At 61.3% G+C, this 23,762-nt stretch carries 25 protein-coding genes; 14 read left to right on the top strand and 11 right to left on the bottom strand.

Features of this window, described 5'->3' with window-relative positions; genetic code table 11:
- Positions 1 to 203 precede the first annotated feature (203 nt).
- Entirely contained in the window at positions 204 to 662 is a 459-nt protein-coding gene (locus AC27VU_RS10465) for an REP-associated tyrosine transposase (protein ID WP_488723995.1), read from the top strand.
- Between the two features lie 24 nt (positions 663 to 686).
- Here AC27VU_RS10465 and AC27VU_RS10460 read toward each other — a convergent pair whose 3' ends face one another.
- Entirely contained in the window at positions 687 to 1,454 is a 768-nt protein-coding gene (locus tag AC27VU_RS10460) for a tellurite resistance TerB family protein (protein WP_488723994.1), read from the bottom strand.
- Positions 1,455 to 1,713: 259 nt separating this feature from the next.
- On the opposite strand from AC27VU_RS10460, the gene pcsA reads away from it, so the two are divergent.
- Entirely contained in the window at positions 1,714 to 2,436 is a 723-nt protein-coding gene (pcsA, locus tag AC27VU_RS10455; RefSeq protein ID WP_003226166.1) for a phosphatidylcholine synthase, read from the top strand.
- Between the two features lie 133 nt (positions 2,437 to 2,569).
- Here the strand turns inward: pcsA and AC27VU_RS10450 are convergent, their stop codons facing one another.
- The gene (locus tag AC27VU_RS10450) at positions 2,570 to 3,382 is read right to left on the bottom strand and encodes a class I SAM-dependent methyltransferase (protein WP_488723993.1); all 813 of its coding nucleotides are present in this window, start codon (positions 3,380 to 3,382) and stop codon (positions 2,570 to 2,572) included.
- 557 nt (positions 3,383 to 3,939) lie between these two features.
- Between AC27VU_RS10450 and AC27VU_RS10445 the strand changes: the two genes are divergently transcribed.
- Entirely contained in the window at positions 3,940 to 4,986 is a 1,047-nt protein-coding gene (locus AC27VU_RS10445; protein WP_488723992.1) for a class I SAM-dependent methyltransferase, read from the top strand.
- A gap of 153 nt (positions 4,987 to 5,139) precedes the next feature.
- The gene (locus AC27VU_RS10440; RefSeq protein ID WP_488723991.1) at positions 5,140 to 5,982 is read left to right on the top strand and encodes an NAD-dependent protein deacetylase; all 843 of its coding nucleotides are present in this window, start codon (positions 5,140 to 5,142) and stop codon (positions 5,980 to 5,982) included.
- Between the two features lie 144 nt (positions 5,983 to 6,126).
- On the opposite strand, the gene AC27VU_RS10435 is transcribed toward AC27VU_RS10440, so the two are convergent.
- Positions 6,127 to 7,002, bottom strand: a complete 876-nt coding sequence (locus tag AC27VU_RS10435) for a LysR family transcriptional regulator (protein ID WP_045122537.1) — start codon at positions 7,000 to 7,002, stop codon at positions 6,127 to 6,129.
- A gap of 262 nt (positions 7,003 to 7,264) precedes the next feature.
- Here AC27VU_RS10435 and AC27VU_RS10430 point away from each other — a divergent pair, with 262 nt between their 5' ends.
- Genes AC27VU_RS10430 through AC27VU_RS10420 form a run of 3 tightly spaced genes read left to right on the top strand, consistent with a single transcriptional unit; the run spans position 7,265 to position 9,846 of the window.
- Complete coding sequence (locus AC27VU_RS10430) at positions 7,265 to 7,963, top strand: CoA transferase subunit A (protein ID WP_003226174.1); 699 nt, start codon at positions 7,265 to 7,267, stop codon at positions 7,961 to 7,963.
- A 24-nt stretch (positions 7,964 to 7,987) separates the two neighbouring features.
- Positions 7,988 to 8,653 carry a CoA transferase subunit B gene (locus AC27VU_RS10425; RefSeq protein ID WP_003226176.1) on the top strand — a complete coding sequence of 222 codons (666 nt, stop codon included), beginning with the start codon at positions 7,988 to 7,990 and terminating at the stop codon, positions 8,651 to 8,653.
- A gap of 11 nt (positions 8,654 to 8,664) precedes the next feature.
- Positions 8,665 to 9,846, top strand: a complete 1,182-nt coding sequence (locus tag AC27VU_RS10420; RefSeq protein WP_488723990.1) for an acetyl-CoA C-acetyltransferase — start codon at positions 8,665 to 8,667, stop codon at positions 9,844 to 9,846.
- A gap of 223 nt (positions 9,847 to 10,069) precedes the next feature.
- On the opposite strand, the gene AC27VU_RS10415 is transcribed toward AC27VU_RS10420, so the two are convergent.
- Both AC27VU_RS10415 and AC27VU_RS10410 read right to left on the bottom strand, forming a co-directional pair.
- Positions 10,070 to 11,389 carry an Nramp family divalent metal transporter gene (locus AC27VU_RS10415; RefSeq protein ID WP_488723989.1) on the bottom strand — a complete coding sequence of 440 codons (1,320 nt, stop codon included), beginning with the start codon at positions 11,387 to 11,389 and terminating at the stop codon, positions 10,070 to 10,072.
- Between the two features lie 71 nt (positions 11,390 to 11,460).
- On the bottom strand, positions 11,461 to 11,997 hold the full coding sequence (locus AC27VU_RS10410) for a chalcone isomerase family protein (protein WP_103521483.1): 537 nt from the start codon (positions 11,995 to 11,997) through the stop codon (positions 11,461 to 11,463).
- 131 nt (positions 11,998 to 12,128) lie between these two features.
- On the opposite strand from AC27VU_RS10410, the gene AC27VU_RS10405 reads away from it, so the two are divergent.
- Together AC27VU_RS10405 and AC27VU_RS10400 are read left to right on the top strand one after the other, a co-directional pair.
- Complete coding sequence (locus AC27VU_RS10405; RefSeq protein ID WP_045122539.1) at positions 12,129 to 12,923, top strand: hypothetical protein; 795 nt, start codon at positions 12,129 to 12,131, stop codon at positions 12,921 to 12,923.
- Positions 12,924 to 12,998: 75 nt separating this feature from the next.
- Positions 12,999 to 13,565 carry a DcrB/PsbP domain-containing protein gene (locus AC27VU_RS10400; RefSeq protein ID WP_027611648.1) on the top strand — a complete coding sequence of 189 codons (567 nt, stop codon included), beginning with the start codon at positions 12,999 to 13,001 and terminating at the stop codon, positions 13,563 to 13,565.
- Positions 13,566 to 13,568: 3 nt separating this feature from the next.
- On the opposite strand, the gene AC27VU_RS10395 is transcribed toward AC27VU_RS10400, so the two are convergent.
- From AC27VU_RS10395 to AC27VU_RS10380, 4 genes are all read right to left on the bottom strand, one after another.
- Positions 13,569 to 14,285, bottom strand: coding sequence for an alpha/beta hydrolase (locus AC27VU_RS10395; protein WP_488723988.1), 717 nt, complete (start codon positions 14,283 to 14,285; stop codon positions 13,569 to 13,571).
- 175 nt (positions 14,286 to 14,460) lie between these two features.
- On the bottom strand, positions 14,461 to 15,573 hold the full coding sequence (locus AC27VU_RS10390; RefSeq protein ID WP_488723987.1) for a succinylglutamate desuccinylase/aspartoacylase family protein: 1,113 nt from the start codon (positions 15,571 to 15,573) through the stop codon (positions 14,461 to 14,463).
- 204 nt (positions 15,574 to 15,777) lie between these two features.
- Entirely contained in the window at positions 15,778 to 16,557 is a 780-nt protein-coding gene (locus tag AC27VU_RS10385) for an ABC transporter substrate-binding protein (RefSeq protein WP_488723986.1), read from the bottom strand.
- Positions 16,558 to 16,883: 326 nt separating this feature from the next.
- Positions 16,884 to 17,312, bottom strand: a complete 429-nt coding sequence (locus AC27VU_RS10380; protein ID WP_262143057.1) for a rhodanese-like domain-containing protein — start codon at positions 17,310 to 17,312, stop codon at positions 16,884 to 16,886.
- Positions 17,313 to 17,415: 103 nt separating this feature from the next.
- On the opposite strand from AC27VU_RS10380, the gene ftrA reads away from it, so the two are divergent.
- A complete protein-coding gene (gene ftrA, locus AC27VU_RS10375) occupies positions 17,416 to 18,390 on the top strand; it encodes a transcriptional regulator FtrA (protein ID WP_488723985.1) in 975 nt (324 codons plus the stop codon).
- A 106-nt stretch (positions 18,391 to 18,496) separates the two neighbouring features.
- Here the strand turns inward: ftrA and cobF are convergent, their stop codons facing one another.
- Both cobF and AC27VU_RS10365 read right to left on the bottom strand, forming a co-directional pair.
- Positions 18,497 to 19,252: a precorrin-6A synthase (deacetylating) gene (cobF, locus tag AC27VU_RS10370; protein WP_488723984.1), complete on the bottom strand. Its 756-nt coding sequence runs from the start codon at positions 19,250 to 19,252 to the stop codon at positions 18,497 to 18,499.
- Entirely contained in the window at positions 19,252 to 19,842 is a 591-nt protein-coding gene (locus AC27VU_RS10365) for a histidine phosphatase family protein (RefSeq protein WP_488723983.1), read from the bottom strand. The genes cobF and AC27VU_RS10365 overlap by 1 nt, the downstream gene beginning before the upstream one ends.
- A gap of 313 nt (positions 19,843 to 20,155) precedes the next feature.
- Between AC27VU_RS10365 and AC27VU_RS10360 the strand changes: the two genes are divergently transcribed.
- The 4 genes from AC27VU_RS10360 to AC27VU_RS10345 are packed head-to-tail and all read left to right on the top strand — an operon-like array spanning position 20,156 to position 23,721.
- A complete protein-coding gene (locus tag AC27VU_RS10360; RefSeq protein ID WP_045122540.1) occupies positions 20,156 to 21,010 on the top strand; it encodes a MurR/RpiR family transcriptional regulator in 855 nt (284 codons plus the stop codon).
- Between the two features lie 2 nt (positions 21,011 to 21,012).
- Positions 21,013 to 21,657 (top strand): cysteine hydrolase family protein, encoded by a 645-nt coding sequence (locus tag AC27VU_RS10355; RefSeq protein ID WP_488723982.1) that lies wholly within the window; start codon positions 21,013 to 21,015, stop codon positions 21,655 to 21,657.
- Positions 21,654 to 22,985 carry a type I glutamate--ammonia ligase gene (locus AC27VU_RS10350; protein ID WP_400497689.1) on the top strand — a complete coding sequence of 444 codons (1,332 nt, stop codon included), beginning with the start codon at positions 21,654 to 21,656 and terminating at the stop codon, positions 22,983 to 22,985. The genes AC27VU_RS10355 and AC27VU_RS10350 overlap by 4 nt, the downstream gene beginning before the upstream one ends.
- Positions 22,969 to 23,721 (top strand): N-formylglutamate amidohydrolase, encoded by a 753-nt coding sequence (locus AC27VU_RS10345; RefSeq protein ID WP_488723981.1) that lies wholly within the window; start codon positions 22,969 to 22,971, stop codon positions 23,719 to 23,721. Before AC27VU_RS10350 ends, AC27VU_RS10345 begins: the two co-directional genes overlap by 17 nt.
- Positions 23,722 to 23,762: the final 41 nt, after the last annotated feature.

Genomic DNA, 23,762 nt, shown 5'->3' with positions numbered 1-23,762 from the left:
GGCCGGATCAGCGCCATTTCTCTTTCACTTGACCACTGTAGGAGCTGCCGAAGGCTGCGATCTTTTGATTTTGTCTTTTACGATCAAGATCAAAAGATCGCAGCCTTCGGCAGCTCCTACATTTACATCGTGTAATGGCTTGGCCGAGCGGGTTGTTTTTGTAGCGCTAGTGTTCAAGGACGATGTTTACGGAGGGCAATGGAATGCCTGAAGCTGCAAAAGCCTGCGGTTTACGTAAGGGACGTTATTCGGAGGTTGGGCGGGTTTATATGCTGACGGCGGTGGTTGAGGAGCGTCGACCGGTTTTTTCGGATTGGAGAGCGGGACGACTATTGGTAGGACAGATGCGGGCTGCCGATCAAGCGGGAATGGTTCATTCGCTAGCCTGGGTTGTGATGCCGGACCACCTCCATTGGCTGGTCGAATTAAAACAAGGCTCTCTTGCGCAATTAATGTGCCGCGTCAAATCGCGCAGTAGTCGCTCGGTCAACCTGCTGCAAGGCAATTCGGAGCCGCTGTGGCAACGCGGATATCACGACCGGGCCTTGCGTCGCGATGAAGACCTTAAAGCGGCCGCCCGCTACATTGTCATGAATCCATTGTGGGCAGGTCTGGTGCAGCGTTTGGGTGATTACCCGTTGTGGGATGCTGTCTGGCTCTGAAGGCTGCGATCTTTTGATTCTGCTTTAAACCGTCCCCTTGGCCTGCTGTTCCAGGTGCACCTGCAATTGCGGGTCGATCTGCAACGCGGCAGCCAGTTCATCCAGGTAGGTGCGTTCGGCGTCTTGCTGGTCGTCCACCAGGATCACGCTGACCAGGTACATTTCGGCGGCCATGGCCGGGTCGCCGTTGGCGGCCTCGGCTACTTCGTTCGCATCCAGCGGTTTGGCAACTTCAGCGTTAAACCATTGCTGCAATCCTGGATCGTCGGTGTGATTGCCAATCTCTTCATCGATCATTTGCCGTTCCCGTGCGTCGATCTCACCATCAGCCTTGGCTGCCGCGATCAGTGCCCGCAGCACAGCATGCCCGTGTTCCTCGACTTCGGGCCCGGCCAGCAGATTTGCGGTTGGCGGAATCTGCTGTGGCGCCGCCGACGCCTGACTGCGTTGCCAGGCCTGATACGCCTGGTACGCCATCATCCCCAGCGAGGCCAGTGCCGCATAATTGGTACCGCCGGAACGACTTTGTGTACCGCCGCCACCGAGTGCCCCGCCCAGCGCGCCGCCCAATCCACCGCCGCCACCGCCGCCAAGCAAACCACCCAGCAATCCACCCAGACCGCCCAGCCCACCGGACTGCGCGCCACTGGCGCCTGTACTCGCGCCGCCGCCCAACAAGCCACCGAGCAAGCCGCCCAGTCCGCCCAGACCTGCGCCAGCCGAGGCGCCACTAGATTGTCCCGCCGAGGCCTGGCCTCGCAGCAGTTGTTCGAGCAAATCGCTGGTGTTCATGATCTCGTCCTCAGGCATTGGCAATAACTGCGTCAGGCAACGATAGACCGCCGACGCCGGCGCGCCAGCACCGTTTGGCTGACACCGGCTGCCGTCGGCGGATTTCGCCGAGGTATTTTTTGTGCGGCCAGCTAAGATTCAAAGGTGATGAACCTTATCCCGGCCTGACCGGTCGATAGCTGCAACCCGACCCGGTTTGCCGGCGCCCTTTGCCAAAGGGTGATAACCGGCTTGCTTCATTTATCTGGAGAACGCCCCTGTGATATCGACCGTACACATCGCCAGGCTCAAAGCATGGGGCGCCCATGGTTTTACCGCGACCGGCGTGGTCACTGCATTTCTGGCGACCCTCGCCCTGCTGGAGAACCAGCCGACCCATTGCCTGATGTGGCTGGGCGTGGCATTGATCGTCGACGGTCTCGACGGGGCGCTCGCACGCAAGGTCAACGTGCAATCGGTGCTGCCCAGTTTCGACGGTTCGATCCTCGATCTGGTGATCGACTACCTGACCTACGTGTTCATCCCGGCGCTGTTTATCTACCGCTACATTCCCCTGCCCGACTACACCTTGCTGCTGAGCGTGTCGCTGATTCTGGTGTCGTCGCTGTTCTGTTTCTGCAACGTCAACATGAAGAGCAAGGACAACTACTTCGTCGGCTTCCCAGCCGCGTGGAACGTGGTTGCCCTGTGCCTGTACATCATCAATCCGGGGCCGTGGATCACCTTTTTGACCATCATCGGTCTGGCGCTGCTGACCGTCACCCGCATGAAATTCCTCCACCCGTTCCGCGTGCGCCGGTTCATGCCGATCAACATCGCGGTCACGGCGATCTGGCTGCTGTGCAGCCTGTCGCTGGTGCTCAATCACCCGGTGATCAATCCGCTGGTGATGGGTTTGTGGCTGCTGGCGTCGGCGTATTTCCTGGGGATCTGCATCTGGCGTACGGCGCTGGAGTGGGTGGATGGGGCGCATTTGAAATAGCGCCATACCTGCCAAACACCATTCCCCTGTAGGAGTGAGCCTGCTCGCGATGGCGGTGTGTCAGTAGAAAAATATCCGACTGACACACCGCCATCGCGAGCAGGCTCACTCCTACAAAGGTTTCATTGATCTTTCAGCGTTTGGTGATGACCACCTCAAGGTACTCGCTCGGCACCACCAGCGATCGCTCTCCCACCCGGTTCGAGCGGTTGAGCAAATCCGCCAGATTACTCTCCAGCGCCTGCCCGCTTTCCGGCGGCAGTGCCGCAAAGGCCTTGTGCACCGGCCCGTACCAGTGGCGGAAAATGTCGATGAAATGCGCCGCCGAGCGATAGCGGAAGTTGAACGTGCGCCGCGTGACCTGCAGCAGGAACTGGCGCTCATCGAAGTGGCTGTGCAACCACGCTTCGGTGCCCCAGTTCGACGGCGGCTGGGCCACGGCGGGCGGCGGCACGTGGCGGCCGAGGACTTTGAACATCTGGCCGACAAAGCCTTCCGGCGTCCAGTTCGCCAGGCCGATCCGCCCGCCCCGTCGGCAGACCCGCGCCAATTCCGCAGCCGCGGTGGCCTGATCCGGGGCGAACATCACGCCAAACGTCGAGAGCACCGCGTCGTAACTCTCGTCGGCGAACGGCAATGCTTCGGCATCGGCGACCTGAAAAATCACATCAAGATGTTCGGCCCGCGCCCGATCCTGTCCACGCTCCAGCAACGCCGCGACATAGTCGGTCGAGGTCACCTGACAACCGCGCCGCGCCGCCGCCAGAGTCGCATTGCCATTGCCGGCGGCGACATCCAGCACCTCCTCATCGCAGCGCAAGTCGCAGGCCTCGGCGAGGTTTTCGCCGACGATCTGCAAGGTGGTGCCGATCACCGCATAATCGCCGCTGGCCCAGGCGACTTTCTGGCGCTCTTTCAGGCCCGTCAGATCAATGGGGGTACTCATCAATCGCGCTCCGCTGCAGGTTGGGGGGGACTGGCCCACTCACCCCACTATCGCGCCGAGGGTCAGCGGCGTCCCAGTCAATCGTCCGAAGAGCCGCTAAAACAGTCGCCGGGCCGATGAGTGGCGGGATTTTGTAAAGCCCTCGAAACACTGGTGGGATTGCCACGACCGTGCTGGAGCGCTTTCGGGCCTGGGACAACGATCAATGGCTGATGGTGCGCGACCTGTGAACGGGCGGCGACCGGCGCTAAACGGCGGAATGGAGCATCACAAATCCCCTGTGGGAGCGGGCTTGCTCGCGAAAGCGGCGTGTCAGCTAGCCGATTAGTTGACTGATACAACGCCTTCGCGAGCAAGCCCGCTCCCACAGGGGGATTGGGTGAGCCACAAACGCTGCATCTTGCTCCAGCCCGGCTAGACTGATTCATTACCCGGTCGAGGGGGAATGCAGGACGGAGTCAGCTGTGCCCTGCCCACTTCTGTGACCACTGCCCTGCGGCCCATGCCTCGACATCGTTTTGCCACCGGACGGTGATCCTGTATCAGGAGCACTCGTGATGGACGAATCAAGGCTCAATGCATTCATGGGCAAACTGGTCAACGACATGGGCGGCGCCGCAATGCTGGCGAACGTGATCGTTGGCGAAGAACTCGGGCTGTACCGGGCAATGGCCGACAGTCAGCCGATTACCCCGCAAGCCCTCGCCGAAAAAACCACCTGCAACCCGCGCCTGGTGCGCGAATGGCTCAGCGCCCACGCCGCGTCCGGCTATATGGAACACCACGATGGCCAGTTCCGTCTGCCGGAAGAGCAGGCGCTGGCCCTGGCTGTCGAAGACTCGCCGGTGTATGTCGCCGGCGGACTCGGTGTGGTGGCGTCGTTCTTCCACGACAAGGACAAACTGGTCAAAGCCATGCGCGGCAACGGCGCCCTGCCCTGGGGCGATCATCACCCCTGCATGTTCAGCGGCACCGAACGCTTCTTTCGCCCCGGCTACAAAGGTCACTTGATCGCGGAATGGCTGCCGGCGCTGGACGGTGTGGTCGCCAAACTTGAAGACGGCGCCAAAGTCGCCGACATCGGCTGCGGCCACGGCGCCTCGACGGTGATCATGGCGCAGGCGTTTCCCAACTCGCAATTCGTCGGCTTTGACTTCCACGCGCCGTCGATCACCGTCGCCACCCAGCGCACCGAAGAAGGTGGCGTCAGCAGCCGGGCGAAATTCCTCCAGAGCACTGCCAAAAGTTACCCCGGCAGCGACTACGACCTGATCTGCTACTTCGACTGCCTGCACGACATGGGCGACCCGGTCGGCGCTGCGCGGCATGCGTTTAAATCGTTGAAGGATGACGGCACGGTGCTGCTGGTCGAGCCGTTTGCCAACGATGCGCTGGACGACAACATCAACCCGGTTGGACGACTGTTTTACGCGGCCTCGACCTTTATCTGCACGCCGAATTCGCTGTCGCAGGAAGTCGGCCTGGGGCTGGGTGCGCAGGCCGGTGAAATGCGCTTGCGCAAGGTGTTTGCCGAGGCCGGGTTCAAGCATTTCCGCCGGGCGACGCAGACGCCGTTCAATCTGATTCTGGAGGCACGCAAATAGATCACCGCTATCACCTGTGGCGAGGGAGCTAGCTCCCGTCGGGTTGCGAAGCGACCGCAACAACAGGCCTGCTGCGCAGTCCAGCGGGAGCAAGCTCCCTCGCCACAAGGTTAATGCTAACCTGCGGGCATCGTCCTCCCCGGAGCGCTGACCATGCTCGACAGCCCGACCCGCGAACACCTCGATACCTTGCACCAGGCCATGGCCGATGGCGATTTCCTGGTGCTGACCGGCGCCGGTATCAGCACGCCGTCGGGCATCCCGGATTACCGCGACAGCGAAGGTGTGCGCCGTGGCCGGCAACCGATGATGTATCAGGAATTTCTCGCCGCCCCGGAATCCCGTCGTCGCTACTGGGCGCGGGCCATGCTTGGCTGGCCGCGGGTGCGTCAGGCGCGGCCCAATGCCGCGCATCAAGCACTGGCCGAGTTGCAGCGCCAGGGACTGATAAGCGCCTTGATCACGCAGAACGTCGACACCCTGCACGATCAGGCCGGCAGTCAGGACGTGATCGAACTGCACGGCAGTCTGCACCGGGTGCTGTGCCTGGATTGCGGCCAGCGCAGCGCGCGTGACGACATTCAGCAGCGGATGGTCGAGCAGAATCCGTATCTGGCCGGGGTCGACGCGGTGCAGGCGCCGGACGGCGATACCCTGCTCGACCCGGCCTTCGAAGCACGCTTTCAGACTCCGCAGTGCCCGTATTGCGCCGGTGAACGGATGAAGCCGGACGTGGTGTTTTTCGGCGAGAACGTGGCGCAACCGACAGCGGCGCGAGCCATGGCGGCGGCAGAGAATGCTGCGGGATTGCTGGTGGTGGGTTCGTCGCTGATGGCGTATTCGGCGTTTCGTCTGTGCCGGGTGATTGCTGATCGGGGCAAGCCGTTGCTGGCGATCAATCTGGGCAAGACCCGCGCCGATGATCTGCTGGATCTGAAGATCGAGGCGTCATGTGAGCAACTGCTGCCGCTGCTGGTGCAACGCTTGACTTCCTGAATGCCGAAAATCCCCTGTAGGAGCTGCCGAAGGCTGCGATCTTTTGACTTTGTTTTTTAGAAGCAAGATCAAAAGATCGCAGCCTTCGGCAGCTCCTACAGGGATGGGATCGCAGTTCAGTGTTCAGTGTTCAGTGTTCAGTGTTCAGTGTTCAGCTTTGAGGATGTCGAACAGTGCCTGCGCCGCCGCCGACAGTTCATTTCCCGGTTCCGTGAGTACACCAATCGCCCGCTCCACCGAATCATTCAGGGTCAGGCAACACGCACCCAGTTCCTGCATCTGCTCGGCACACAGCGCCGGTACCGCACTGACCCCGAGCCCGCTGGCAACCATACGCCCGACCGTTGCCAGTTGATGGCTTTCGAATTCCACCGGCAGTTTCAGGCCCCGAGCCTGCAAGTGTTCTTCGAGCATCACCCGTACCGTCGACGGCCGTTGCAGGGTGATGAACGGTTCCTGCAGCAAGGTCTGCCAGTCGATTTCGCCAAGCCCGGCCAGCGCTGAATCCTGTGGCACCACGGCGACAAAGCGGTCCATGTACAGCGGGGTAAATGTCAGCGAGGTGTTCTGCATCGGCTCGAATGCCACGCCCAGCTCCACCTGCCGGTCGCGGACCATCTCCAGCACTTGCTCGTTGATCACGTCGTTGACCGTGACGTTGACGTTCGGATAGCGCGCGCGGAACGTCTTGAGGATCGGCGGCAGCAGGTTGCCGGCAAACGATGGCATCGCCGCCAGCGTCACCCGTCCGCGTTGCAGGCTGAAGCGCTGGCGCATTTCGTCTTCGGCGTTGTCCCAGTCGGCGATCAGGCGCCGGGCCAGCGGCAGCAGCGATTCGCCTTCGGCAGTCAGCGCCACGTTGCGCGTGTTGCGGCTGAACAGCCGCCCACCCAGCCCCTCTTCCAGCGCCTTGATGGTCAGGCTCAGTGCCGATTGCGACAGGTGCAGGCGCTCACAGGCCACAGCGAAGCTCAGGCTCTGGGCCACGGCGAGGAAGGCGCGGATCTGTTTGATGGTCATACTGGATAGCGCCCTTGCGCGATATTGCCGGATAAACGCCATAATCACTGTAGGAGCTGCCGCAGGCTGCGATCTTTTGATCTTGATCTTAAAAACAACATCAAAAGATCGCAGCCTGCGGCAGCTCCTACAGGGATAGCGTCAACTATTGAGCTTTATCAATCAATCAACCTTAAAAATCAACTTAACAAATATATCCCTCAGCGAGACACTCCAGTCATTCGGCTAGCCAGCCGCCCGACAAACAATAAAAGAGGTGCATATGGCAGGTTTCGACAAGCGCGTGAGTTCCTACGAGGAAGCTCTGGCGGGTCTGGAAGACGGCATGACCGTGATCGCCGGCGGCTTTGGCCTGTGCGGCATCCCGGAAAACCTGATCGCCGAGATCAAGCGCAAGGGCACCCGCGACCTCACCGTGGTTTCCAACAACTGCGGCGTCGATGGTTTCGGCCTCGGTGTGCTGCTGACCGACCGCCAGATCAGCAAGGTGATCGCCTCCTACGTCGGCGAAAACAAACTGTTCGAAGAGCAACTGCTCAAGGGCGACATCGAAGTCATCCTGACCCCGCAAGGCACCCTCGCCGAGAAAATGCGCGCAGGCGGCGCCGGCATCCCGGCCTTCTTCACCGCCACCGGCGTCGGCACCCCGGTCGCCGAAGGCAAGGAAGTGCGCGAGTTCAACGGGCGCAAATACCTGATGGAAGAGTCCATCACCGGCGATTTCGCCATCGTCAAAGGCTGGAAAGCCGACCATTTCGGTAACGTCATCTACCGCCACACTGCGCAGAACTTCAACCCGCTGGCCGCCACCGCCGGCAAGATCACTGTGGTCGAAGTCGAAGAAATCGTCGAGCCCGGCGAGCTGGATCCGTCGCAGATCCACACCCCCGGCATCTACGTCGACCGGGTCATTTGCGGCACGTTCGAAAAGCGCATCGAACAGCGCACCATCCGCAAATAATTCAGGCTGACGGAGAATAAAAACATGGCACTTACCCGCGAACAAATGGCTCAGCGCGTCGCCCGCGAAATGCAGGACGGCTACTACGTCAACCTCGGCATCGGCATTCCGACCCTGGTCGCCAACTACATTCCCGAAGGCATGGAAGTCATGCTGCAATCGGAAAACGGCCTGCTCGGCATGGGGCCTTTTCCGACTGAAGACACCATCGATGCCGACATGATCAACGCCGGCAAACAGACCGTGACCGCGCGCATCGGCGCATCGATCTTCAACTCCGCCGAATCCTTCGCGATGATTCGCGGCGGGCATGTCGACCTGACCGTGCTCGGCGCGTTCGAGGTCGACGTCGAAGGCAACATCGCTTCGTGGATGATTCCCGGCAAACTGGTCAAGGGCATGGGCGGCGCGATGGATCTGGTGGCCGGGGCCGACAACATCATCGTGATCATGACCCACGCTTCCAAGGACGGTGAGTCCAAACTGTTGGCCAAGTGCAGCCTGCCGCTGACCGGCGCCGGCTGCATCAAGCGCGTACTGACCGACCTCGCCTATCTGGAAATCGAAAATGGCGCTTTTGTCCTCAAGGAACGCGCACCTGGCGTCAGCGTCGAGGAAATCGTCGCCAAAACCGCTGGTAAACTGATCGTCCCGGATCACGTACCGGAAATGCAGTTCGCTGCCCAGTGAGGAATTCGAAAATGCAAGACGTCGTAATTGTTGCCGCCACCCGCACCGCGATCGGCAGTTTCCAGGGTTCTCTGGCCAGCGTGTCCGCCGTGGATCTGGGCGCTGCGGTGATTCGCCAGTTGCTCGAACAGACTGGTCTGGACGGTGCGCAGGTCGATGAAGTGATCATGGGTCAGGTGCTGACTGCCGGCGCCGGCCAGAACCCGGCGCGTCAGGCCGCGATCAAGGCCGGCCTGCCCCACGCCGTGCCGGCCATGACCCTGAACAAGGTCTGCGGCTCGGGCCTGAAAGCCCTGCACCTGGGCGCGCAGGCGATCCGTTGCGGCGATGCCGAGGTGATCATCGCTGGCGGTCAGGAGAATATGAGCCTGTCCAACTACGTGATGCCGGGCGCACGCACCGGTCTGCGCATGGGGCATGCGCAAATCGTCGACACCATGATCAGCGATGGCCTGTGGGATGCGTTCAACGATTACCACATGGGCATCACTGCCGAGAATCTGGTCGATAAATATGAGATCAGCCGCGAGCAGCAGGACGCCTTCGCCGCCGCTTCGCAGCGCAAAGCGGCGGCTGCCATCGAGGCCGGGCGCTTTGTCGATGAGATCACGCCGATCCTGATCCCACAGCGCAAAGGTGACCCGGTAGCGTTCAAGGTCGACGAACAACCACGCGGCGACACCACCGCCGAATCGCTGGCGAAACTGCGTCCGGCGTTCAAGAAGGACGGCAGTGTCACCGCCGGCAACGCTTCGTCGCTGAACGACGGCGCCGCTGCGGTGATCCTGATGAGCGCCGAAAAGGCCAAGGCCCTGGGCCTACCGGCGCTGGCAAAAATCGCCGCGTACGCCAACGCCGGTGTAGACCCGGCGATCATGGGCATCGGCCCGGTCTCGGCCACTCGCCGCTGCCTGGACAAGGCGGGCTGGAACATCGGCCAACTCGACCTGATCGAAGCCAACGAAGCTTTCGCTGCGCAATCGCTGGGAGTAGCCAAGGATCTGCAATGGGATCTGGACAAGGTCAACGTCAACGGCGGCGCCATCGCCCTCGGTCACCCGATCGGTGCGTCGGGTTGCCGGGTGCTGGTGACACTGCTGCACGAAATGATCAAGCGTGATGCGAAGAAAGGTCTGGCGACCCTGTGCATCGGCGGTGGTCAGGGTGTGGCGCTGGCGCTGGAACGCGCTTAACCCAAGAGTTCACAGCGCGCGGTGGATCCACGACATCCGCTGCTCGCTGGCAACAAAAACCCGGTGCGACTTGCGTTGCACCGGGTGTTTTTTTGTCCTTTGAAATTTGCAGTGAATGTTCCTCCCTCTTCGCGAGCAAGCCCGCTCCCACAGGGGAATGCATTCCAAGGTGGGAGCGGGCTTGCTCGCGAAGGGGCCAGCTCAGGCTACAGAAAAACCAGACTCACACCGCCATCTGCAAAATCAACCAGGCATTCGCCCCACTGATCACCGCAAACAGCCCCCAAGCCAGCACCCGGGTCGGCAGTCTATTCACAAACGGCCCCATCAGCTGTTTGTCGCTGGTCATGCGAATCAGCGGGTACAGCGCAAATGGCAGTTGCAGGCTGAGCACCACCTGACTCAACACCAGCAACTTGCCCACCGCGTTATCCCCCATCAGCCACACGCCGATGAACGCCGGGATCAGTGCCAGTCCGCGAGTGATCAAACGCCGCTGCCAGCAGGGAATCCGCAGGTTCAGATAACCCTCCATGATCACCTGTCCGGCGATGGTCCCGGTGAACGTCGAGCTCTGTCCCGACGCCAGCAATGCGACGCCGAACAGCACGCTGGCCAGCGCGCCGCCGACCAGCGGGTCGAGCAGGTGGTAGGCGTCCTGAATGTCGACCACATCGGTATGCCCGGACTGGTGAAACGCAGCCGCCGCCAGAATCAGAATCGCCGCGTTGACCAGCAACGCCAGCGCCAGTGAACCGATGGTGTCGATGCGTGCCAGATTCACCGCGTCCTGCTTGCTCGCCAGGTCCTGGCCGATCATCCGCGTCTGCACGATCGAGGTGTGCAGGTAGAGGTTGTGCGGCATCACCGTGGCGCCGAGGATGCCGATCGCCAGATACAGCGGCGCGGCATCGCTGATCGCCGAAAGCGACGGTTTGAAGCCAGCGAACACGTCTGGCCAGTAGGGTTTGATCAGTACCAGTTCAACGAAGAAACACACGCCGATGGTCGCCACCAGCACCAGCATGATCGCCTCCAGCCGACGGAAGCCACGGTTCTGCAGGGCCAGTACCAGCAGCGTGTCGAAGGCCGTCAGGGCGATGCCGAAGGTCAGCGAACAGCCGAGCAACAAGTGGAATGCCAGGGCGCAACCGAGCACTTCGGCCAGATCGGTGGCGATGATCGAGATTTCCGCCAACACCCATTGCAGGCGTGCGGCCGGCGTGCTGTAGCGCTCGCGGGACAGCTGCGCCAGATCGCGACCGGTGGCAATCCCCAGGCGCGAACACAAGCACTGCACGACCATCCCCGCCAGACTCGCCAGCAGCACCACAAACAGCAAACTGTAACCAAAACGCGAACCGGCCTCGATGGCCGTCGCCCAGTTGCCCGGGTCCATGTAACCGATCGACACCAGCAATCCGGGACCGGCAAAACGCAGCGCACGTTTGAAAAACGAGGCGCGGGGATCGACTTCCACACTGCCGGCCACTTCCGGCGGGCAGAACGGCGCAGTGGCAATTTTGGGTAAGCTGAATTTCACGCACACATCCAGAAACAAGTCGGAAAGTCGCAGCTTAGACGTTTCAGTCAGCGCCTTGAAGAACAAAGACTCTATCGGGTCATGCCCAACAGTTGCTCGCGCAATTGCGGATTGCGCGTACGCGGATCAAGCCAAATGTTGAAAAACGCCCGGGCAAACTGTGGATCATCGATTTCATGCTGCAACTGCTGACCGACAAAAAACCGTGCGCCCTGCCCTGGCAGATACACGCCTGTAATCCGTGTGCCAGCCTGCACATCGACGAACGATTGCTCCATTTGCCCTTGCCACGCGGCCAGTTGTGCCGGACTGACTCCCGAGCCTGCCAGCCGTTTGATTTCATCGACACTGGCCTGCACCAGATCGTCACGGGAGATCTTGCGCCGATAGATCAGCTCCAGAGCGAAGGGTTGTTCGGTCGACAACGGGCGTGCCGCGCTCCACAACCGGGCGTTGTAGACGTCGAAACCGAACACACTGAAATCACCGGTGCCGATGATTTGCGCGCCGGGCACGGCGTCCTGCCAATTGGCCCAGGTCGGCGTGAGTAACAACGCCCACAAGCCGATGCCACAGCATCCACGCAGCAACTTCGATGGTTTGCTCATCGCGGTATCGACTCCGGTAAACCCCGATCTTCAGAGCATAGCGGATATCACCCGCAGACTTTGTATACAAAAACTGTCGATCAATGCGCCAATCGGTTACCTTGGCCACTTCCTTCCCCGAGGCCTCCCGCGTGCTGATTCTCAAATTACTGTTGATCCCCGGATTTCTGCTGCTGATTTCCCTCGCCGGCAAGCGCTGGGGGCCGAGCGTGGCCGGTTGGCTGTCGGGGTTGCCGGTGGTGGTCGGGCCGATTCTGTTCTTCCTCGCCATCGAACAGGGGCCGCAGTTTGCTGCGCAATCGGCGGTTGCAGCGCTGTCAGCGATGTTCGCCATGATCGCGTTCTGCATCACCTACGCGCAGGTGGCGCAGCGGGCGAACTGGCCGTGGGCGTTGACGGTTTCGCTGTCGGTTTGGGCGGGACTGGCGCTGGTGTTGTCGCTGATTCCGCCGTCGCTGCCGTTCTCGATCGCTGCGGCGGCGATTGCCCTGTTGGCGGCGCCGCACCTGTTTCCCGACGTGCAACCGGTGTTGAATGGCCCGGCGCCGAAGTCGGACAAACTCATCTGGCGCATGATTGCCGGCGCGGCGCTGACGCTGCTGGTGACGATGCTCGCGAGTACCGTGGGTGAGCGCTGGAGCGGCCTGCTCGCGGTGTTCCCGGTGCTCGGCAGTGTGATGGCGGTGTTCTCGCAACAGACCCGCGGCCCGGCGTTTACCGCGGCATTGCTGCGGGCGACGGCGATCGGCATGTACTCGTTTTCGGCGTTTTGCCTGGTGTCGGCGCTGACCCTGCCAAGCCTGGGCCTCAGCGGATTCATCGCCGGTGTCGCGGTGTCGGTGGCCATGCTCGGCGTCACTCGCAAGTTGCTGGCTCGACAGGTCCCGGCAAAGGCCAACCACCCCAAGGCTGACGCAAACGCCTGACAAACCGCGCTGGAATGCCAGGCATGCTCCGTGGGATCATCGCCGCCCTGGCGCGACCATCCCTCGGAGATTCACATGTCATTGCTCAGCAAGAAAGCCGTCGTCCTGTTGCTGGCGGCGGTCGCCGGTTTCGGCGCCCTCAACGCCCAGGCAGCCAAGCCCAAGGAAAAAGCCTCGACCAACAACGTGTCGATGCTCGACGGCAAGTTCACCTTCGTCCTGCCCAAAGGCTTCACCGCCGACCCGCTGCCGGCCGGGCCAACCGGTGCCAAGGGCACGATGTACACCAATCAGGCGACCAAGACTGTGGTCATCGCCGCCGAAAACCAGATCGCCGGTGGCGCCAGCGTCAAGGACAACGACAACGAATTTCTCGATGGCAGCCTGGCGAGTTTCATTGATGATCAACGCAAGGCTCTGCCGGATTTCAACAAGCTCAGTGAAAAAAGCCTGACCCAGAAAAGCAGCGGCCTCGGTGTGCGTCAGGTCGACAGCACCGCCACTCAGGGCGGCGGCCAGACACTCAACACCACGCTGCTCGCCGCCTCCGGCAAGCGCATGGCGCTGGTCCAGGTGATTTCCCGGGCCAGCGACAAGAGCGGTCACGATGCGCTGGTGAAAACCATCCTCAAGGACAAGTGATCGTCACGGATTGAGCTGCTGCAGCCAGGCATTCAAGTCGCGCAGCTCGGCCGCGCTGATGCTGTGGCCGACACCGGGATAGGCGTGAAACTCGGGTGTGTAGGCAAGTTTTTGCAGCAGCGCATTGGCCGCGGTGCCGTCGCGGTACGGCACCCGATCATCGGCGGTGCCGTGGCCGATGAAGATCTTCAGCGGCAACGGTTGTTGCTGCGCCTTGAGCTCGGTTTTCAATACCGGCAACAGCCGTCCGCTCAACGCCGCGATGCCACCGACCGCCACGGGCGGACGCAAGCCCACTTCGTAGGTCATCATCGCGCCTTGGCTGAAGCCGATCAGGTACACCTTGTCCGGGCTGGCGTGATATTTCTGCGCCGCCTGCGCGATAAAATCCCGCAACTTCTGGCCGCTGGCCTGCAGATCATCGGTCTCGCCGTTGTAGGCACCTTCGCCTTTCTTGCGAAACCACTGGAAACGCCCTTCGCCCAACGCCAACGGCGCCTGCACCGACAGGTAGTTGTACTGCGCCGGCAGCTGAAACTTCATACCGATCAGATCGGCTTCGTTACTGCCGTAGCCGTGCAGAAAAATAACCAGTGGCCGAGTGTCAGCGTCCGGGTGAACCTGTTCGATGTACTTCAGTGGCAAGTCGCTTTGCAGCGTGGTTTGCGCATGGACGGCGCTGGACGCCAGGAGGGTTAACAGGGCAAACGCCTTCAACATAAAGCCTTCCTTCACAGAGTGTCGGGTTCGTCGGTGGAGCCTAACAGGCTTAACCTGCCTCACCCAGACCTGTAGGAGCTGCCGCAGGCTGCGATCTTTTGACTTTGACTTTTAAAAGCAAGATCAAAAGATCGCAGCCTTCGGCAGCTCCTACAGGGGTGGGTGAGGTCTGGATTCAGTCGTTGATCAGCTTGCCCACCCGAATCGGTTCGCGCCCCGCCACCTTGGCCTGCCAGATCCCCGGCTGGGTGTAACGCCCGCGATCAATCGCAAACAGCACGCCGCTGGTGCCGGCGCGCACGGTAGTCAGCAGGTCATTCAACGGATCCACCACCTCGAACAGCGCGTCGCCCTTCTCGACCCATTCCCCGGCGTTGCGCAGGAAGCTGACCACGCCATGGTGCGGCGCAAACAGGTATTCGGTGCCTTCGAACGGCATGCCTTCGCAGCACTCGGCCGGTGCCGCCGGCCATTCGCCGCTGATGAAGCCCTGCTCGGCGAGAAAGCCGAGAATCGCTTCGCAATTGGCCTGGGCCTGATCGACCCGCGTGTCGCCCATGCTGCCCAGTTCCAGGGTGGTGGCGAGGTTAGCCGGAGGAATCGCCGCGTTCGGGAACGCCCGCGCCAGGCGCAGCCACGGCGACGAGCACGATTCGTCGAACGAACTGCCACCGGAGTCTTCACACAACAGCGCAACGCCAGCCTTCAGTCGCGCCGCCAGCGATTGCCAGCGCGGCCAATGTTGAGGCAGCGCGTAGATGTGAATCGCCGCTTCAAAATCGCAATGCAGATCAAGAGTGATGTCGGCGTCGCAGGCATGGCGCAGCAGCAAGCGGTGCAGTGCTTCCAGTTGCGAGGCCGGGGCTGGCAGCTCATCGAGCACCTGCCCCATGGTCTGGCGGATCAAGGCGATGTTGGCCACGGCATCGCTGCCCAGTTGCTCGCCGATTCGCGCCGCCACTGGCGCGCTGAGTTCGACAAACGAGCGGTTGAAATTCTTCCCGCTGCCCAGCTCGAAGCGGCCCATGTGGCTGCCCTGCAGGTGCTGGTCGAGGCCGATCGGATTGGCCACCGGCACCAGCTCGATCACGCCTTGCAAACGACCCTGCTGTTCCAGCTCGTTGAGGCGTTGTTTGAGTTCCCATGCGGTGCGCATGCCCGGCAGTTCGTCGGCGTGCAGACTGGCCTGGATGTACACCTTGCGACTGCCCGCGCCGTAACGGAAGACGCTGAGGGAACGTTCGCTGCCCAAATGGCTCCAGGGCAGAACATGGTCGATGCGTTGCATGAGAAAACTCCTGAAAATTGAATCGGCGAAAATCCCCTGTGGGAGCGGGCTTGCTCGCGAAGGCGGTGTATCAATCAATGATTGTGTTGAATGTTATACAGCCTTCGCGAGCAAGCCCGCTCCCACAGGGGGTCTTTGTCTTCAGGGGGAGAGCACAAAAAAAGTGGCCACCGCATTCACGGGGCCACTTTTTTCTACAGCGTATTAATGACCGTACACATCAAAGTCGAAGTACTTGTCCTGGACTTTCTTGTACTCGCCATTGGCGCGGATTTCGGTGATGGCCTTGTTGAATTTCTCGGCCAGCTCGGTATCGCCCTTGCGTACGGCAATCCCGGCACCGCCGCCGAAGTATTTGGCATCTTCGTAGGTCGGGCCGACGAATTCGAAGCCTTTACCGGCGTCGGTCTTCAGGAAACCGTCGCTGAGGTTGACCGAGTCTGCCAGCATCGCGTCGAGACGGCCGGATTTCATGTCCAGGTTGGCTTCCTGTTGCGAGCCATAGCGCACCACTTCAAACCCGGCGTCCTTGGCCATGTCGGTGGCATAGCGGTCGTGGGTACTGGCGCGCAGCACGCCGACTTTCTTGCCCTTGAGCTCGGTCAGCGGGTCTTTGACACCGGAGCCTTCCTTCATCACGAAGCGCGCCGGGGTGTGGTAGTACTTGATGGTGAAATCGACGTTTTTCTTGCGGTCGTCAGTGATGGTCATCGAGGACAGAATCGCGTCGATCTTCTTCACTTTGAGTGCCGGGATCAGGCCATCGAACTCCTGCTCGACCCACACGCATTTGACGTCCATCTGTTTGCACAGGGCATCGCCGATATCGACGTCGAACCCGGCGAGTTTGCCATCAGCGGTTTTCATCGAAAATGGCGGGTAAGCGGCTTCGATCCCCAGACGAATCGGTTTGGCGTCTTCGGCCACAGCGGTCAGGGACAACATCGACAGTGCCAGGGCACCGAACATCACTAGCTTCTTCATTTATTACTCCTGTGTGCGGAGGCTTTTATTGGCAGCTTTCGATTGAACGTTCGGTCATGGCTTTTTGAAAGCAAAAACCGAAGTGGCCGGCAGTCTATGGCGACGCGCACAGGGCAAATTGTGTTTAAGCGACAAATACTTACAGAAAATCGGCGCCACCGTTGACTGAGATCAACGGTGCGCCGACATGGTGCAAAGGCTGTAGGACAAACCCTCGAAAAGGGTACCTATTACTCATGTAGGAGCTGCCGAAGGCTGCGATCTTTTGCTCTTGTTCTTAAAAAAAGTCAAAAGATCGCAGCCTGCGGCAGCTCCTACAAAAGCATTCAGCATTCGCAGGCGATGGGGGTTTTGGCGGCTTGTTCGACGCTCAGCGAAAAGCCTTCATCCAGCCATCCGGTCACGCCGCCGATCATCTCCTTGACCGGGTAACCCAACGCCGCCAGTTTCACCGCTGCCTTATTGGCGCCGTTGCAGTGCGGGCCGGCGCAATAGACCACGAACAGCGTGTTCTTCGAATACTCCGCCAGACCTTCGCTCGTCAGCAAACGTGTCGGGATATTGATGGCCCCCGGCACATGACCGCGCTCGAACGCCAGCGGCCCGCGCACATCGACCAGCACAAAATCGACTTCGCCGGCCTCCTGGCTGCTGAAGACGTCGGAACAATCGGTCTCGAAGGTCAGACGGTTGCTGAAATGCATCAAGGCAATCGCTGACGGTGCGGCAGGAATTTCGCGAACCAGGCTGGTCATGCTGTTTAGCTCCTACATCTGTTGGGGGTGTAAACAGACTTTATCGGGCCAGCACTTGGCGCTACAGTGGCGGGCAAGACACTCACCGGGAATTTTCCGCCAAATGCCAAATTCACCTGGATTGGTCGCGATTCTGGCCTACGACGGCCTCTGTACGTTCGAGTTCGGCATCGCCGTGGAGATTTTCGGCCTGGCCCGGCCTGAGTTCGATTTCCCGTGGTACGAGCATCGCATCGTCGCCGTCGACCAAGGGCCGATGCGCGCCATGGGCGGGATTCAGGTACTGGCCGACGGCGGCCTGGAACTACTGGCACAGGCGCGCACCATTATTATTCCCGGTTGGCGTGACCGTGATGCCGAGGTGCCGCCGGCCCTGATCGACGCCTTGCGACAGGCCTACACCCAAGGTGCGCGGCTGCTGTCGATCTGCTCCGGGGTGTTTGTGCTGGCCGCCAGTGGCTTGCTCGACGGCCGCGGCGCGACCACACACTGGCGCTACACCGATGAACTGGCGCGGCGCTTCCCGGCGATTGCGGTGGATCCGGATGTGCTCTACGTCGACTCCGGCCAGTTGATTACCTCGGCGGGCAGCGCCGCCGGGATCGATGCGTGCCTGCATCTGGTGACACGGGATTTCGGTACCCAGGTCGCCAACGCGGTGGCCCGGCGTCTGGTGATGTCGCCGCAACGCACTGGTGGTCAGGCACAGTTCATCCCCACGCCGGTCAGCCCGACACCACGCAACGACTTGTCGCGGGTGATGCAGTGGGCCCGCGAGCGCCTGCACCAACCACTGGAAGTTCGCGATCTGGCCAGCGAAGCGGCGATGAGCGAGCGCACTTTTCTGCGGCGTTTCACCGAGGCCAGCGGGCAATCGCCCAAGGCGTGGCTGCAACACGAGCGACTGGCCCGGGCGCGGGAGCTGCTGGAAAGCACCGTGCACAACACCGAACAGATCGCCGAACGCTGCGGTTATCGCTCGGTGGAAAGTTTTCGCGTGGCGTTTCGCAGCGTGGTCGGGGTGCCGCCGTCGGTGTATCGGGAGCGGTTTGGGCGTGGGGTCAAAGCGATTTCCTGAGTTGGCTGTGATGACCCCTTCGCGAGCAGGCTCGCTCCCACATTTGAAATGCGCTCCCTGTGGGAGCGAGCCTGCTCGCGAAGGGGCCAGCCCTGACAGACATAATCTAGGGCTTGCGCAACAGATAGGTATCCATGATCCACCCATGCTCAGCCCGGGCAGCCTTGCGCACCCGCTCGATCTCGGCCGCCACATCCTTGAGCTTGCCACTGATCAGGATTTCATCCGGTGTGCCCAGGTAGGCCCCCCAATAAATTTCTGTCTGCTGATCCGCCACATGGCGGTAGGAATCTTCCGCATCAAGCATCACCACCAGACTGTCGGTGTCGCTGACTTGCCCCGCCGCCAGCCGCCGGCCAGTGGTGATTTCAATTGACCGGCCAATGCTGTTCAACGGCACCTTATGCTGCGCGGCCAGCGCCTGAACACTGGTAATCCCGGGGATTACTTCAAACTCGAAAGCACAGCGGCCCGACGCGAGAATCGCCTGCAGGATACGAACGGTGCTGTCGTACAGCGCCGGGTCGCCCCACACGAGGAATCCGCCGCACTGCTCGTCAGCCAATTCTTCATTGATCAGTCGTTCGAAGGCTGCTTGCTTGGCGCGGTTCAGATCATCGACCGCGCGGGTGTAGTCCACGTCGCCGCGCGCGCGCTCGGGGCTGTGGGATTCGACGAAGCGATACGCAGGATCGGTGATGTAACGCGCACAAATATCGCGACGCAGATCGATCAGTTTGTCCTTGCTCTGGCCTTTATCCATCAGAAAGAACACGTCCACCTGATTCAGCGCCTTCACCGCCTGCATCGTGATGTAGTCGGGATTGCCGGCGCCGATGCCGATGACCAGCAGTCGTTTCATCAAAGTGCTCCCGCAAGATCGATACCCGGCAAGCGTAGCCGCCAGATCCCGTTGAAGCGCAGCTCAACCACTGACAGCGGTTCAACATCAACGGCGTTGAACGCGGCGCCCTGCATGACCTGCATCAATGCAGCGCGCACCACGAACGGATGAGTGATGGCGACGATATGCCCCGGCTTTCCTTGCAGGCTGGTCAGCCACCGCGCTACACGTTCGCCCAATTGCATTACCGACTCGCCACCATGGGGTGCCGCCTGTGGATCACTGATCCACGCCTGCAAGGCGTCAGCCTCGTGCACTTGCAGATCCTTGATCGCTTGCCCGTGCCAGCGCCCCCAATCGCAATCACGCAGCGCTTCGTCCACTTGCGGCGCCGCACCGAACCATTCGGCCGTCTGCCGGGTGCGCAACTCCGGCCCGCACAACAAAAGGCTGGGATTAGCGAATTGTGTCGCCAGCGCACCGAGCTTCAAAGGCTGATTTTCAACAGGTTCGTTCGTAGGAAAACGCGCCAATTTCTGTGCGACGGTTCGAGCATGGCAAATCAAAGTCAAACGGGTGGATAGCACAACACTGCACTCGATGAACATCAGGTAAATCGGCGGCGAGCGGCCGGTCTTGCGGCAATTGTGCCGCAAACCGGGCCGTTCAGGGGGCCTTGCAAGCTTGCCGTCCAACACACTGAACGAGAAAAAACGGCAATGTCTGACACACCAGTGGGCAATGGACTACAAGGGCCGTCGTCATCCGTGTAGGCCTTATGGCACAGGGGTCTGACGTTATTTAAACGCTGAATCGCTACCGTTAAAAATTCACTAGACATGTAACCTGAGTTACATAAATACTGTTTTAACGGATTATGAAACGAATTCAACACCCCCCCTTCATCCAGCAGGAGCCCGGATGCCCCCTCTCAGAGACTTGATCACCGATCCCGGCCTGGAGCTGACGCCGTCTGAGCGCAAAGTGATTCGCGCCCTGCTCGACCAGTATCCACGCAACGGCCTGGGTCCGATGGCGCGTCTGGCCGAGCACGCCGGCGTCAGCGATCCGACCATCGTGCGGCTGGTGAAGAAGCTCGGATTCGGTGGTTACGCCGAGTTTCAGGACGCCCTGCTCAGCGACATGGACCACCGTCTGCGTTCGCCGCGCACCCTGCTGCAGCCGCGTTCGCACCTGAACAAGGACGATGCCTGGGGCCATTATCTGGCCGACAGCCAGCGTCTGCTGGTGGAAACCCAGGCCCTGACGCAACCCGAAGACGTGCGCATTCTGCTCGACTGGCTGCTCGACACCCGGCACCAGATCTACTGCTTCGGCGGGCGCTTCAGCAGCCTGATGGCCAACTATCTGCTCAACCACTTGCGCCTGTTGCGACCCGGCTGTTTTGCCCTGGAAGACAACGCACAACTGCCCGACCGCCTGTTCGATCTGCAACGCCAGGACGTGGTGCTGCTGTTTGATTACCGGCGCTACCAGTCCCAGGCCCTGCGCGTTGCCTCGGCGGCGAAGAACAACAACGCGCGGGTGGTGCTGTTCACCGACATCTATGCCTCGCCACTGCGTGAACTGGCTGACCTGATCATCAGCGCCCCGGTGGAATCGGCCTCACCGTTCGACACCATGGTGCCGGCGCTGGCCCAGGTCGAGGCGCTGATTGCCTGCCTGACCCTGCGCACACCCGATCTGGCCGATCGCCTGGAAGGCATCGACGCCCTGCGCAACGACTTCAACACCCACCTGCTGGAGGATAAATAAGGATGTTCAGCCTTCCCCACCGCTCGCCGCGGGACTTGCCGTTTGTCACCAACCACACCGCGTTGCTGCTGGTGGACATGCAGCGTGCCTGGCTCGAACCGCAGTACGACCCGCACCTGAACGGCCCGGAAGCCGAATATTTCCTGACCCGCGCGCACATGCAGGTGGTGCCCAACCAGCGCCGGCTGCTCAGCGCCTTTCGCGAAGCGCGGCAGAACGTGCTGCACACGATTATCGAGAGCCTGACCGCCGACGGTCGCGACCGCTCGCTGGATCACAAGCTGTCAGACATGCACCTGCCCAAGGGCAGCACCCAGGCGCGGATCATCGACGACCTGACGCCAGTGGAAAACGAGATCGTGTTGCCGAAAACCTCCTCCGGGGTGTTCAACTCGACCAACATCGATTACGTCCTGCGCAACCTCGAAACCCGCCACCTGATCATCGCCGGCATCGTCACTGACCAGTGCGTCGACATGGCCGTGCGCGATGCCGCCGACCGCGGTTATCTGGTGACGCTGGTCGAAGACGCCTGCGCCACCTACACCCCGGCGCGGCATGACGCCTGCCTCAACGCGATCAAGGGTTACTGCTGGATCACCGACACACAAACCGTGCTCGGCCGCTTGCAGGAGATGCAGCCATGAGCGAGCGCCTGACACCGTTGCCGATGACCACCATCGTCACCACCGACCTGATCGGCATCACCCGTGGCCGCTCGTTTCCCACCGATCAACTGGAGCATTATCACGCCGCCGGTTGCGGCTGGGTGCCGGCCAACAGTGCACTGACGCCCCAGGACATCATCGCCTCGACCAACCCATGGGGCGCCTATGGTGATTTGCGGTTGATCCCGGATCTGAGCAGCCGCGTCACCGTCGGCAACGGCCCGGACGCCGCGGCACCAGCGCTGGACTTCATCCACGGCGACATTCGCGAGACCGATGGCCGCCCGTGGAGCGCCTGTCCGCGCACGTTGTTGCGCGATGAAATCGAACGCTATCGCGACGACCTCGGCTTGCAGGTCAACGCCGCGTTCGAACACGAATTCAACCTGCATGCCGGCTTTGCCGAGCATCTGGCTTTTTCCCTTGAAGCCCAGCGTCAGGGCGCCGAATTCGGCGGCTGGCTGCTCAGCGCCCTGCGCGCCGGTGGCGTCGAACCGGAAATGTTCCTGCCCGAATACGGCAAGCACCAATACGAAATCACCTGCCGCCCGACGCTCGGTGTGGCAGCGGCGGATCGTGCGGTCAACGTGCGCGAGATCACTCGCGAGATTGCCCGGCAAATGGGCGTCGACGTCAGTTTCGCGCCGAAAACCAAGGCCGATGCGGTGTGCAACGGTGTGCACCTGCACGTCAGCCTGCTCGACCTGCAAGGTCTGCCGCTGCTTTACGACGCCGGCACCAGCAACGGTCTGTCGACCCTCGGCCAGCATTGGGCCGCGGGGATCCTGCATTACCTGCCAGCGCTGTGTGCGTTCACCGCGCCGACGCCGGTTTCGTATGAGCGCCTGCAGCCGCATCACTGGAGCGCGTCCTATGCGTGTCTGGGACAGCAGAACCGTGAAGCGGCGTTGCGTATTTGTCCGACCGTGAGCCTGGGCGGCAAATCCGTGGCGGCGCAGTACAACCTGGAATTCCGCGCCATGGACGCTACCGCCTCGCCGCATCTGGCGATGGCCGCGCTGCTGATTGCCGGACGCCTGGGCATCGAACAGCGCCTTGCGCTGAACGCGATCACCGACGACATTCCCGATTCACTCAACGACGAGCAACGCAAGGCCCGGGGCATCGTTGCCCTGCCCGCCTCGCTGGCGCAGGCGCTGGATTGCCTGCGTGACAGTGCCGCCTTCAATCAATGGCTGCCCAAGCCGTTGCTCGACACTTACCACGCCCTTAAAACCGAGGAACTGGCGCTGACGGAACAGCTCTCGCCCGCTGACCTGTGTGAGCACTATGCACGCCTGTACTGAATCCGCCGAGCAGGGGTTGTACACCCGCCCGGTCTACAACCTGAGCCGCGAAGATTCATCGTATCCGTTGATCCTGGTGTGTGAGCACGCCAGCCGCTATATCCCCGAGGCCCTGAACAATCTGGGCCTGGACGATACAGCCGCGCGCGAACACATCGCCTGGGACATCGGCGCACTGCAACTGGCTGAAAAGCTCTCGGAGAGACTCGGCGCGACACTGTTGAGCGCCAACTATTCACGGCTGCTGATCGACCTCAATCGGCCCCGGCATGCCCCCGACAGCATTCCGGCGCAGAGCGAGATTTATCAGGTGCCCGGCAACCGCGACCTGGACGAAGCCACTCGCGAGTACCGGCGCCAGAGTTTGTTCAAACCGTTTCACGCCCGGCTGCAGACCCTGATCGACCAACGCGTCGCACAAGGCCAAGCGGTACGGGTGGTAGGGATTCACAGTTTTACCCCGGTGTATTACGGCCAGCCGCGGCCGCTGGAAGTCGGCGTGCTGTTCGGTCAGGCCAAAACGTACGCCCAGCGGGTGATCGATGGCCTCGGCCAGCACCCGCTGAAAGTCGCGGGCAACCAGCCGTACCGGATTGATCCGCTGGGTGACATGACCGTGCCGGTGCATGGCGATGCCCGAGGACTGGAATCGGTGTTGATCGAGGTGCGCAACGACCTGCTGCGCACTCCGGAAGCGGTATCGCTGTGGGCCGAACGCCTGGCACCGCTGCTGTAAAGACTGCTGACGCTGTAAACGATGGACCGATATAACAACTA

The organism is Pseudomonas sp. 14P5.3.2, assembly GCF_057799175.1.
This window is presented reverse-complemented; position numbering and strand designations above follow the sequence as displayed.